Genomic DNA, 12340 nt, shown 5'->3' on the forward strand with positions numbered 1-12340 from the left:
TCGCTAATCTCGCCGCTCCCGCTCTAGCCGGAGAAGGCCGATGCCCCCTCTCGATCGCCGCACCGTCCTGCTCGCCGGCCTCGCCAGCGCGCTCGGCACGGGCAGCGCCCGCGCCGCCTTTCCCGAGCGACCGATCCAGCTCGTCGTGCCCTTCGCGCCGGCCGGCGGCACCGACATCGCGGCACGCCGGCTCGGCGAGACCCTGGCGCGGCAGCTCGGCCAGTCGGTGATCATCGACAACCGGCCGGGCGCCAACGGCATCGTCGCCGGGCAGGCCGTGGTCAAGGCGCCGGCCGATGGCCACATGCTGCTCGTCGCGACCGCCGCGAGCTTCGCCGCCGCCCCGGCGCTCGGGCAGAAATTGCCCTATGACGTCGAGCACGACTTCGCCCCCGTCGCGATGCTCGGCCTGTTCCCGCTGGTGCTCAACGCCTCGCCGGCCCTGCCGGTAAATTCGCTCGCCGAGTTCCTGGCTTACGCGAAACAGCGGCCCGGCCAGCTCAACTTCGCCTCTGCCGGGATCGGCGGCACCAATCACCTCGTCTTCGAGATGATCATGCAGGCGGCCGGCATCCGGCTGGCGCATGTGCCCTATCGCGGCGCCGGGCTCGCCGCAGCCGACCTGATGTCGGGCCAGGTCCATGTCATGATCGACAGCCTCGCCGCCAGCCTCGGCAACATCCAGGGCGGCAAGCTGAAGGCGCTCGCCGTCACCACCGAGGCGCGCCAGCCGCAGCTCCCCGACCTGCCGACGCTGAAGGAGCAGGGCGTCGACGTCGTCTATCCCGGCTGGGCTTCGATCGTCGCGCCGGCCGGCATCGCGCCCGACACGTTGCGGATCCTGAGCACCGCGACCAACGCGGCGATGGCCGATGCCGAGCTCACCGCACGCTATCGCGAGCTGGTGATCGAGCCTGTCGCCTGGAGCCCGCAGGAGACCGGTGCGTTCATGGCGCGCGACCGCGCCATCCTGACCGAGCTGGTGGCGAAGACCGGGATCAAGCTGACCGAATAGGCGGGGGCAAGGCCATGCGCCAGGAGAGCGCGACCTGCTGCATCGCCGGCGGCGGCCCCGCTGGAATGATGCTCGGCTTCCTGCTGGCGCGTGCCGGCGTCGAGGTGACTGTGCTGGAGAAGCACGCCGATTTCCTGCGCGACTTTCGCGGCGACACCATCCATCCCTCGACCATGCAGGTGATGCACGAACTCGGCCTGCTCGACGAGTTCCTAAGGCTGCCGCATGTCAGGGAGGACGACCTCGTCGCCCGCTTCGGCAGCGAGGACATCACCATCGTCGATTTCAGCCATCTGCCGGTCAAGGCGCCGTTCATCGCCTTCATGCCGCAATGGGACTTCCTCGACTTCCTCGCCGATCACGGCCGGGCCTATCCGAACTTCCGGCTGCTGATGCAGACGAAGGCGACCGGGCTGATCGAGGAGACCGGGCGCGTCGCAGGCTTGCAAGCAGAAGGTTTGGACGGCCCGCTAGAGCTCCGTGCCGACCTCGTCGTGGCGGCTGACGGGCGGCGTTCCGATGTCCGCGAGGCGGCCGGCTTCACCGTCACGGAACTCGGCGCGCCGATGGACGTGCTCTGGTTTCGCTTCAGCCGCCGCGCAGACGAGCCAGCGCAGGCTTTCGGGCAGGTCGCGGCCGGGCGCTTCTTCATCCGGCTCAACCGCGGCGACTATTGGCAATGCGCCTTCATCATCCCGAAGGGCTCGCTCGACAGGCTGCAGGCCGCCGGGCTCGATGCCTTCAAGGCCGGCCTCCTCATGCTCGCGCCCGAGCTCGCCGACCGTACCGCTGAGCTCGCCTCATGGGAGGACATCAAGCTGCTCTCGGTCGCGGTCGACCGGCTGGAGCGCTGGTGGCGGCCGGGGCTGCTCTGCATCGGCGACGCCGCCCACGCCATGTCGCCGATCGGCGGCGTCGGCGTCAACCTGGCAATCCAGGACGCGGTTGCGACGGCCAATCTGCTGGCTCGTCCGCTGCGCGAGAAAGCCTTGACGGAGAGCGATCTAGCCGCTGTCCAGAAGCGGCGGGAATGGCCGGCCAAGGTCACGCAGGCCGCCCAGATCGCGATCCAGAACCGGGTGATCACGCCGCTGCTCGCCACGGACAAGCCGGTCGCGCCGCCCTGGCCACTCCGGCTGCTGCAACGCTTCCCGCTGCTGCGCCGCCTGCCGGCGCGCATGGTCGGCATGGGCGTGCGGCCGGAGCATGTCGGGCGAGAGCTCTCGCCTGCCAGATAGCATGCCGAGATCACCGCTCTCGCCGGTCCGCGACCGCGCGATCCTGACCGGGCTGATGGCAAGGACCGGACTCACGCTGGGCGAATGGCGGCCAGCCAGGGGCAATGCCTCAGGGCGGAGAAAGGCTGGTCGCGATTTTGAGTGCGAGCGCAGTCGCGCCATTGGGCCGAAACATCGAATTGAAGGCTGCCTTCTCCATCAGCTCGACGGCGCGCGGCATGCCCATTTCCGCGTAGAAGGCACGAACTCGGGTGGTGCCGCTTTCGCTCAGGACCGTCTGGCCGGTCTGCTTCTCGGTGCGCCGGGCCGGATGGAAGCCGAGGCCCGACAGCGCGGTCGAGCCTTCGAAAACGCCTTCGCCGCCGATATAGTGGCGCCGGACGCCGCCAGCGAAAATAAAGGTGCAGGCGCTGGAACAGGCGGCGCTGCCGGCGTCGACCGCGGTCGCCAGCCCAGCCTGGCGCACGAGCCGGCCGATCGCGAAAGCCGGCAGGATGTAGCCACCACCGCTCGACAGATAGAGCACGCGCAAGGGCCTTGCCCGTGGCCGCTCCAGGAAGGCCTTGAAACGCTTGTCGTCATCCAGTTCGATCGAGCCGGTGAGCCAGGCGGTCTCGCCGCTTTCCGAAAGCCAGATCGCGCGGGCCGGCTGAGCGCCGCCGCACAGGGCGAGCCAAAATAGAAACCAGTATGCAAGGCGCCTCATTGCCATCCCCCGATGCAATGAGGTTGCCATGCCGCAATTGCCCGCTAGCGGCAACGCCTTGATTTGACGCCTCGCAGGCCGTTCGTTAAATCGAACGAGACCGTTTCACGATCAGAATTGTCAGGGAGCACGCCATGACCGACCGCGCACCGGGTTTCCACACGCTCGCCGTCCATGCCGGCGCCGCTCCCGACGCAGCCACCGGCGCGCGCGCCACGCCGATCTACCAGACGACGTCCTTCGTCTTCGACGATGTCGACCACGCCGCCTCGCTGTTCGGGCTGCAGGCCTTCGGCAACATCTATACCCGCATCGGCAACCCGACCAACGCGGTGCTGGAGGAGCGCGTCGCGGCGCTGGAGGGCGGCACGGCTGCGCTCGCGGTCGCATCCGGCCACGCCGCCGAGTTCCTCTGCTTCCATGCGCTGCTGCAGCCGGGCGACGAGTTCGTCGCCGCCAGGAAGCTCTATGGCGGCTCGATCAACCAGTTCAACCACTCCTACAAGAACTTCGGCTGGAACGTGATCTGGGCCGATTCCGATGATCTGGAGGCCTTCGCCGCGGCGGTGACGCCGAAGACCAAGGCGATCTTCGTCGAATCCATCGCCAATCCGGGCGGCGTCGTCGTCGACATCGCGGCGATCTCGAAGATCGCCAAGCAGCACAACATCCCGCTGATCGTCGACAACACGATGGCGAGCCCCTACCTCATTCGCCCCTTCGAGCACGGCGCCGACATCGTCGTGCATTCGGCGACGAAATTCCTCGGCGGCCATGGCAATTCGATCGGCGGCCTGATCGTCGACGGCGGCTCGTTCAACTGGACCGGCGACGAGCGCTACCCGATGCTGTCCAAGCCGCGACCGGAATATAACGGCATGGTGCTGGGCGAGACCTTCGGCAATTTCGCCTTCGCGATCGCGACCCGCGTGCTCGGCCTGCGCGACATGGGCCCGGCGCTCTCGCCCTTCAACGCCTTCATGATCTTGACCGGCATCGAAACCCTGCCGCTGCGCATGCAGCGCCATTGCGACAATGCGCTGAAGGTCGCGACGCACCTCTCGAAGCATCCGGCGATCGAGTGGGTCAGCTATCCCGGGCTGGCCGGCGACAAGTATCACGAGCTCGCCAAGCGCTATTCGCCCAAGGGCGCCGGCGCGGTGTTCACGCTCGGCCTCAAGGGCGGTTACGACGCCGGCGTCCAGCTGGTCTCGAAGCTGCAGCTGTTCTCGCACCTCGCCAATATCGGCGATACGCGCTCGCTGGTGATCCACCCGGCCTCGACCACGCATCGCCAGCTCTCGGACGCGCAGAAGACGGCATCGGGCGCTGGTCCGGAGGTGGTGCGCCTGTCGATCGGCATCGAGGATACCGAGGATCTGATCGCCGATCTCGATCAGGCGCTGGCCTGATCCTCCCCATCATTGCGAGCGGAGCGAAGCAATCCAGGAGTCGTAGAACTCTACGTTCCTCTGGATTGCTTCGTCGCTTACGCTCCTCGCAATGACGGTCAGGCCTGATCGAGCTCCTCGCGGATGCGGCGCGCGGTCGCCTGCTGCTCATCCGCGGACGGACGCGGGCAGTCGCGATAGGTCACGACCTCCTCGGCGATATAGCGCCGGGAGGTCACATCGTCGGAGCGCACCATGGGGATGAGATGGGCGTGCGCATGAGCGATGTCGTTGCCGGTGAACATGAAGGCGACCTTCGGCACGCCGTAGATCCGCTTCAAGGCCTTGGCCAGGCGCTGGCCGAGCTGGATCATCTCGGCCGCGAGCTCCGCCGGCATCTCCTCGAAATAGGGATGATGCGCGCGCGGCACGATCTGGACATGGCCGGGCCGCACCGGCGCGATGTCGAGGAAGGCGACGAGATTCTCAGTCTCGGCGACACGATGCGACGGGACCTTCCCAGCCGTGATCGCGCAGAACAGACAGCCGTCAGGCCGCATGTCTCTCTCCCTGCTGCGTGCGCGTCACATGCACCACGCCCATCGCCAGCACGGTGAAGCCGAGCGCCTGATGGGCGAGGCCGGCCCAGAGCGGCACGACCAGCAGCAACGTCACGATGCCCAGCACAGACTGCGCCAGCACGAGCCCGGCGATGGCGGTGGCGCGCTTGGCCGAACCCGAGCCCGGCGCGGCGCGGCGAAGGCTGAGCATCTGCCAGAGCGCGAAGGCGAACAGGATATAGGCGCCGAGGCGGTGGTTGAACTGCACCAGGGCGACATTGTCGACGAAGTTCTCCCAGACTGGCGTGCCGGCGAACAGCGTCGATGACGGCGGCACCAGCGCCCCGTCCATCAATGGCCAGCTGTTGAAGGTGAAGCCGGCCTTGGAGCCGGCGACGAGCCCGCCGAGCGCGATCTGCACGAAGAGCAGCAGGAGCAGGAGCCAGGCGCCCACCCTGCCCCGTGCCGGCTCGATCCGGCGCAGCGGCGTCAGCCAGGTGGCGAAGGCGATCACGCTGGCGAAGAAGAAGCCGGCGAAGGTCAGATGCAGCGTCAGCTTGACCGGCGCGACCGCGATCATGCCGGGCTCCAGGCCGGACGCGACCATGATCCAGCCGATCGTACCCTGCAGGCCGAGCAGCAGGCCCATGCCGAACAGGATCGCCGTTTCGCGCCACGGCATCAGCCGTCGCAGCAGGACGACGAAGAAGCCGGCGAGGTAGAGCAGCCCGATGAAGCGGCCGAGCTGGCGATGGCCCCATTCCCACCAGTAGATGAACTTGAAGTCGGCGAGCTCCATGCCGGAGTTCAGGAGCTGGAATTGCGGGCTCAGCCGGTACTTCTCGAATTCAAGCGCCCAGGCGGCATCTGATAGCGGCGGGATCGCGCCGGTGACGGGACGCCATTCGGTAATCGAGAGGCCGGAGCCGGTCAGCCGGGTCGCGCCGCCAACCACGACCATGACGAAGACGAGGAAGGCGACGACCCAGAGCCAGCGGCGGATACCGGAATGGCTTGCTGCGGCCGGAACGGCAGGCTGATCGAGCGCGATCGTCACGGCGGCGGGACCTCGGGTCGCAGGGAGCAGACTTGAATACGCTTCACAAGCGCGGCGGCGGGTGACAGATAGTCCGCCCTTGAAGCCTGAACAACGCCCGCAATGCCGCAGCCCGGACTGAAGATCGCCATGAGGCAGACCCATCGCAAGCTCATCGGCACGGTCGTGATGATCGTCTTCGTCTGCGTCTACGCGCTCGTCGCGATGGCGTTGGCGCAGGGGCGGATCACCGAAGCCTCGAAACCGGTGCAGACCATCGCCTATATCGTGCTCGGACTGGTCTGGGTGCTGCCTCTGCTGCCGCTGATCCGGTGGATGGAGCGCAAGGACGAGGTCTGACCTCGGCGCCCGCCGGCCTCCGGCGCATCCGTCTTCGCCTCTACACCAGCGTAGCGCGACGCCAGCCCGCTCGAGCGCCTCTGTAGCCGGATTGTCGATTCCTGCATTATCGGGCCGCCAAACTTAAAAAACTTGCGACCGGGGCGCCAATTTAGAGCGCCTCTCTCTTAGTGACCGCAATAGCGTTTCGCCGCGATCGAACAGGTCGACCGGCATGACGCATGCCGCGGACAAGATGGGGGATCGGTCATGAAGAGGTTGCTACAGCTGGGCTCGCTCGCGTTGGTGCTTGGCGGGGGGCTGGCGCAAGCCGGTACGCTGGAGACCGTGAGACAGCGCGGCGTGCTGAAATGCAGCTCCACCATGGGCACGCCCGGCTTCTCCATCGCCGACGCCACCGGCCGCCATCGCGGCCTCGACGTCGATTTCTGCCGCGCAGTGGCAACGGCGGTGTTCGGCGATCCCGAGAAGGTGATGATCGTGCCGCTTCCCGCAGCAGCCCGTTTCACGGCGCTTCAGTCGGGCGAGGTCGATATCCTCTTCAACACCACGACCTGGACGATGGGGCGCGAGACCACCAATGGCATCCTGTTCGCTGCCGTGACCTACTACGATGGCCAGGGGATCATGGTCCGCTCCGGTGAGGTCAAATCCGGCAAGGAACTGAACGGCGCGACGCTCTGCACCAATCAAGGCTCGACGACCGAGCTCAACCTGACCGACTTCTTCCGCACGAACAATCTGAAGAACGAGATCGTGGCGTTCGCCAGCCAGGAAGAGGCGCTGCAGGGCTACCAATCAGGGCGCTGCGATGCCTTCAGCTCCGACCGCTCGGTCCTCTACGCCTTCCGCTCGAAGCTGACGGAGCCATCGAAGCACACCGTGCTTCCCGACACGCTGTCCAAGGAACCGCTCGGCGCTGCCGTCCGGCAGGGTGATGATCCCTGGTACAACGTCGTCAGATGGTCGGCCTATGCGATGCATGCCGCCGAGGAATTCGGGCTGACGTCGAGCACCGTCGAGCAGGCCGCAGCGTCGACGAAAGACCCGAACGTCCTCCGCCTGCTCGGCCGCGAAGGTACCATCGGCGAATCGCTCGGGCTGTCGCGCGAATGGGCGTTGAACATCATCCGGAAGGTCGGCGCCTATAACGAGGTCTTCGACCGCAATATCGGCAAGGACAGCCCCTTGAAGATCGATCGCGGGTTGAATGCATCCTGGAAGCAAGGCGGTCTGCACTACGCACCGCCGATCCGCTGATCGCGCCAGCAGAGGGCGGATCACCCAGGCGCCTAAGCAGCAGGACGAGGTCTGAGGCAGCCGGCCCGGACCACGCCCATGCGCATGGCGTCGACCGCCCCGCCCCACCCACTCTTGCCGGCGCCCCCACCCGCGCGCATAAGCCGCCTCGCTCCCGCAAGGCCTTAAGCCAGTGTCCGCAGCCGCGCCCGCCTCCCCCCGTCTCGCCATCGGCTTTGCCTGCGGCATCCTCTCAGCCGTGATCTGGGGCGTGCAGTCGGTGATCTCGCGGCAGTCGGTAGCCGACGGGCTCTCGGCCGGCGACGTCACCATATTGCGTTTCCTCGCGGCCTCGCTGGTGCTGCTGCCCTTCGCGCTGAAAAGGCTGAAGCCCTTCCCGGTCGGCCGGCTCGGCTGGAAGCGTGCGCTGATCCTCACCGCCATCGTCGGGCCGAGCTACAGCCTGATCCTGGTCGGCGGCGCGCATTTCGCCCCGGCCCTGCATTCCTCGGTGATCTCGCCCGGTTTGATCCCGGTCGCGACCGCGCTGCTCGCCGTTCTCGTCCTCGGCGATCGCATCAGCCCGCTCAGGGTGATCGGCCTCGCCGTCATCGTCGCGGGGGTCGTGGTCTTCTCCTTCGAGGCGATGGCGAACACGCCGACGCGGGAAGGCGCCTGGATCGGCGATCTGCTCTTCGTACTGATCGCCCTGCTCTGGTCGGTCTTCGGCCTGCTGGCCCGGCGCTGGGGCGCCGATGCGGTCGAGGTCACCATGGCAACCTGCCTGCTCTCGGTGCCGCTGCTGCCGCTGCTCGCGCTGGTGCAGCCGGTCAACCTGCTGCAGGTGCCGCTTTCGGCCGTCGCGCTGCAGGCGCTCTATCAGGGCGTTCTCGTCGGCGCGGTCGCGCTCTTCCTCTACACGGAAGCCGTCGCGATCCTTGGCGCGGCGCGCGCCGCGCTGTTCCTGCCGCTGGTGCCGGTGGTGACGGCCCTGTCGGGCGCCGCCTTCCTCGGCGAGCGCGCCTCGGCCCTAGAGATCGCCGGCATGGCGCTTGCCATCCTCGGCATGCTGGTGGCGCTGAAGGCGCCGAGCCACGCCTAGGGCGCGCGCTCAGCCCTTGTGGTCCTTGGCGATCGGCTCGACATAGGCGAGCCCCATATCCCAGGGGAAATAGATCCAGGTGTCCTGGCTGACCTCGGTGACGAAGGTGTCGACCACCGGCACGCCAGCCGGCTTGGCATAGACCGTGGCGAAATGCGCATTCGGCAGCATCTCGCGCACGACGCGGGCGGTCTTGCCGGTGTCGGTCAGGTCGTCGACGACGAGCACGCCCTTGCCCTTACCGTCGCCGATGGCGCGGATCGAGGGGGCGATCTCCTTCATCACCTTGAGCTCGGACTGGTTCTTGTAGTCGTGATAGCTCGCGACGCAGACCGTCTCGATCATGCGCAGGCCGAGCTCGCGGCAGATGATCGCCGCCGGCACCAGCCCGCCGCGGGTGATGCAGACCATCGCCTCGAACGGCCCGGCATCGGCCAGGCGCCAGGCGAGCGCACGCGCGTCGCGATGGAACTGGTCCCAGGAAACGGGGAAAGCCTTGTTGGAAGAGGGCTCGGCCATGGCTGGTCCTGCGGCAGGCTGGAAATGAGCCTTTCCGCAAAGCGCATTCAGCGAAGGCTGGCAAGAGCCGCAGCGCCACAATCCCCGGCGCGCGGCTCTCGATCAGCCTAGAACTCGGCCCAGCCGTCATCGCCCCGGCTGCCCGCCGCCACCCTCGCGCGCGGCAGCGGCACCAGCTTCGCCGGTGCGGCCGCGGCCTTCATCGCCGGCAGCACCGATCGCAGATTTGACGCCAGTACCGCGGGCTGGTCGCTGCCGCCGAGCCGGAAGGCTCCGACCAGCGCCGCCAGCGCCTGAGTCTCCGCCTGCAGGTCACGCGACAGCTTCGAGCTGGAATCCGCCATCAGCGAGTTCTGCTGCGTCATCTCGTCCATATGGGCGACGGTCTTGGCCATTTCCTCGACGCCATTGGCTTGTTCCGTCGCCGCGCTCGAGATCTCGGCGATGGTGCCGGCGACGCGGTTGGCCGCATCGACGATCTCCTCGAGCGTACGACCGGCATCCTTGACCAGCTGAACGCCGGAGCGGACCTGCTCGCTCGAATTGGCGATCAGCGACTTGATGCCGTTGGCGGATTCACTGGAGCGGCCGGCGAGCGCCCGTACCTCGGAGGCGACGACCGCGAAACCGCGGCCGGCATCGCCGGCACGCGCCGCCTCGACCGCGGCGTTGAGCGCGAGCAGATTGGTCTGGAACGAGATCTCGTCGATCATCGAGATGATGTCGGCGATCGAGGTCGAGGCCTGCTCGATCCGGCCCATCGCCGCGACCGCGTCAGTGACGATCGCCCCGCCGCGCGAAGCAACTGTTTTGGCTTCATCGCCAAGCGCCGCCGCCTGGCGCGAATTGCCGGCACTGGTCTTGATCGAGGCCGCGAGCTCCTCGGTCGTCGCCGCCGTCTGCTGCAGGCTCGAGGCCTGCGCCTCGGCGCGCTCGGCGAGTTCGAGGCTCTCGCCCGCCATCTTGTCGGCAGCCGCGCCGACCTTGCCGGAGATCGTGCCGACGGCGCCGATCACCTCGGCCATGGTCTCGATCAACTCGTTGATGCCGCCGCAGAGAACCGCGACCTCGCCCTCCTTGCCCGCCATGTCGATGCGCGTGGTCAGGTCCTTGTCCTTGGCCCGGCCGATCACCGCCTGCGCCTCGCCCACGGCCTTGGCGAGCTGCCGTGCGGCCTTCTGCTCGGTGATGTCGGTGGCGTATTTCACCACCTTGGTCGGCCGGCCCTTGGCGTCCATGATCGGGTTGTAGCTCGCCTGGATCCAGACCTCGCGGCCACCCTTGCCGAAGCGCTGGTACTGGCCGGAATCGTATTCGCCCCGGCCGAGTTTCTCCCAGAAGGCGCGATACTCCGCCGAGCTGCGATAACTGGCATCGCAGAACATGGCGTGGTGCTTGCCCTTGATCTCGTCGAGCGAATAGCCGGTGACGGCGAGGAAGTTCTCGTTGGCGTCGAGGATATGGCCGTCGAGCGTGAACTCGATCACCGCCATCGCCTTGCGGATCGCCGCGACCTGCCCGGCCATGTCGGCTTCGCGATTCTTCTGATCGGTGATGACCGTCGCGAACTTGATGACCTTGACCGGCTTGCCGCCCCTGTCGAAGACCGGGTTGTAGCTCGCCTCGATCCAGAACTCGCTGCCGTCGGCGGCAACGCGCAGGAACTGCCGCGCATCGTATTCGCCCTGCCGCAATCGCTCCCAGAACGCCTTGTACTCGGCGCTCGCGGCCTCCTCCTTCGTCACGAACATGCTGTGATGGCGCCCCCGCACCTGCTCCAGCGTGTAGCCGACGGTCTTCAGGAAGTTCTCATTGGCATCCAGGATAGTGCCATCGAGCTTGAAACTGATCACCGCCATGGCGCGGTTCAGCGCCATCATCTCGCCTTCCAGCTCGCGGCGCGAAACGCCGCCCCCAAATGGATTTAGCCGCATGCCCGTCCCCCGCATTCAGCCCCACGCGAACTCTTGGTCCGCAAGAACAGAATGGATGGAGAATGGTTTATGATCTACTAAATTAAGTTTTCATCAAAGTTGACGATGCCATTTCGACACCCAATAAGCAACGAAGACTTGCGGCTCATTCAAGATGAATAAAATTCCTATCGCAAGGGAAATCGAATACGTCAATCTCAGCACTCGACCAATATTTTTGCATTCCATTCAAAATAAAAAAACTGATTGCCTCACGGGCCTCGGCCATACATGAGAATTATTCCAACAAACTGGCAGATGAACTTTGAGCGGCGTTAGAAATTCAAATCAGGTCGCCTCCCGGAAACATGTATACAGAATTCCTCTCTTTATGCATTCAATCGCTTGCGTTCTGCCTCGACCATCGCCTGCACGGCGGCGGTCGCCATCATTAGCTTCTCGGGATCGCGTGAGCGGATGACGATGTTGGTGTCCGGTCCCGTCTCGGACCAGAACGGGTAGGAGCCGATCGAGCAGTCGGGATGGGCTTTCGCGATCTCGGCGAGCGGCGTGCCGATATCGCCTTCGCGCAGGCCCGCCCTCACCGTCTCCGACAGGATCCTGGCGCCGGTCTTCAGCGTCGGCGCGACGACGTCGAGCATCGCTTGCATGATCGCCGGCACGCCGGCCATGACATGGACGTTGCCGATCTTGAACCCCGGTGCCTTCGACACGGAATTGGCGATCAGGTCGGCTCCCTCCGGGATGCGTGCCATACGCATCCTGGCCTCGTTGAGCTGATCCGCAGGGAAACGCTCCAGCAGCATGTCGACCGCGCGCTGGTCGTAGCCGATCGGCACGCCGAAGGCCGCGGCGACCGCATCCGCGGTGATATCGTCATGGGTCGGGCCGATGCCGCCCGTGGTGAAGACATAGCTATAGCGCGAGCGCAGCGCGTTCAGCGCCGAGACGATCTCGTCGGTCAAATCGGGCACGACCCGGACCTCACGCAGCTCGATGCCGATATTGGTCAGGTACTCGGCGATGTAGCCGATGTTCTTGTCCTTGGTCCGGCCGGAGAGGATCTCGTCGCCGATCACCAGGATCGCGGCGGTGATCACCGGCTGGAAGGCGGGCGCTGGCGCTGCCGTCATGGGCACGTCCCTACTGTTGGAAAAAGCCGCATGCTTGCCCCGATACGCGAGCGAGCTAAGCCGCTTGCGTACAATTGCTCAAGCGGCGCGCCAGTCAGGGCCGCCAT

The 12340-nt window shown here is 66.3% G+C and carries 12 protein-coding genes; 6 read left to right on the forward strand and 6 right to left on the reverse strand.

Features of this window, described 5'->3' with window-relative positions; translation table 11 throughout:
- The first annotated feature begins 40 nt into the window (after positions 1–40).
- Complete coding sequence (locus tag ACWIGM_RS00895) at positions 41–1015, forward strand: Bug family tripartite tricarboxylate transporter substrate binding protein (protein WP_454024041.1); 975 nt, start codon at positions 41–43, stop codon at positions 1013–1015.
- Positions 1016–1029: 14 nt separating this feature from the next.
- Positions 1030–2253, forward strand: a complete 1224-nt coding sequence (locus ACWIGM_RS00900) for an FAD-dependent oxidoreductase (RefSeq protein WP_454024042.1) — start codon at positions 1030–1032, stop codon at positions 2251–2253.
- 109 nt (positions 2254–2362) lie between these two features.
- Here the strand turns inward: ACWIGM_RS00900 and ACWIGM_RS00905 are convergent, their stop codons facing one another.
- Positions 2363–2959 (reverse strand): hypothetical protein, encoded by a 597-nt coding sequence (locus ACWIGM_RS00905; protein WP_454024043.1) that lies wholly within the window; start codon positions 2957–2959, stop codon positions 2363–2365.
- A 134-nt stretch (positions 2960–3093) separates the two neighbouring features.
- On the opposite strand from ACWIGM_RS00905, the gene ACWIGM_RS00910 reads away from it, so the two are divergent.
- On the forward strand, positions 3094–4371 hold the full coding sequence (locus ACWIGM_RS00910; RefSeq protein WP_454024044.1) for an O-acetylhomoserine aminocarboxypropyltransferase: 1278 nt from the start codon (positions 3094–3096) through the stop codon (positions 4369–4371).
- Positions 4372–4469: 98 nt separating this feature from the next.
- On the opposite strand, the gene ACWIGM_RS00915 is transcribed toward ACWIGM_RS00910, so the two are convergent.
- Entirely contained in the window at positions 4470–4910 is a 441-nt protein-coding gene (locus ACWIGM_RS00915) for an HIT family protein (protein WP_454024045.1), read from the reverse strand.
- Positions 4900–5997, reverse strand: a complete 1098-nt coding sequence (locus ACWIGM_RS00920) for a COX15/CtaA family protein (protein WP_454025428.1) — start codon at positions 5995–5997, stop codon at positions 4900–4902. The genes ACWIGM_RS00915 and ACWIGM_RS00920 overlap by 11 nt, the downstream gene beginning before the upstream one ends.
- 99 nt (positions 5998–6096) lie before the next feature.
- Here ACWIGM_RS00920 and ACWIGM_RS00925 point away from each other — a divergent pair, with 99 nt between their 5' ends.
- The 3 genes from ACWIGM_RS00925 (at position 6097) to ACWIGM_RS00935 (ending at position 8647) form a co-directional block, all read left to right on the forward strand.
- Positions 6097–6306, forward strand: a complete 210-nt coding sequence (locus ACWIGM_RS00925) for a DUF2842 domain-containing protein (protein ID WP_454024046.1) — start codon at positions 6097–6099, stop codon at positions 6304–6306.
- A 249-nt stretch (positions 6307–6555) separates the two neighbouring features.
- Positions 6556–7566: an amino acid ABC transporter substrate-binding protein gene (locus ACWIGM_RS00930; RefSeq protein ID WP_454024047.1), complete on the forward strand. Its 1011-nt coding sequence runs from the start codon at positions 6556–6558 to the stop codon at positions 7564–7566.
- A 172-nt stretch (positions 7567–7738) separates the two neighbouring features.
- Complete coding sequence (locus tag ACWIGM_RS00935) at positions 7739–8647, forward strand: DMT family transporter (protein ID WP_454024048.1); 909 nt, start codon at positions 7739–7741, stop codon at positions 8645–8647.
- Between the two features lie 9 nt (positions 8648–8656).
- Here ACWIGM_RS00935 and gpt read toward each other — a convergent pair whose 3' ends face one another.
- The 3 genes from gpt to ACWIGM_RS00950 all read right to left on the reverse strand — a co-directional run bounded on the left by gpt (position 8657) and on the right by ACWIGM_RS00950 (position 12233).
- Positions 8657–9166, reverse strand: a complete 510-nt coding sequence (gene gpt, locus ACWIGM_RS00940) for a xanthine phosphoribosyltransferase (protein ID WP_454024049.1) — start codon at positions 9164–9166, stop codon at positions 8657–8659.
- 107 nt (positions 9167–9273) lie between these two features.
- Complete coding sequence (locus tag ACWIGM_RS00945) at positions 9274–11100, reverse strand: methyl-accepting chemotaxis protein (RefSeq protein WP_454024050.1); 1827 nt, start codon at positions 11098–11100, stop codon at positions 9274–9276.
- Between the two features lie 368 nt (positions 11101–11468).
- A complete protein-coding gene (locus ACWIGM_RS00950; RefSeq protein ID WP_454024051.1) occupies positions 11469–12233 on the reverse strand; it encodes a competence/damage-inducible protein A in 765 nt (254 codons plus the stop codon).
- Positions 12234–12340 lie beyond the last annotated feature (107 nt).

Source organism: Allobosea sp. NPDC055332 (assembly GCF_053645455.1).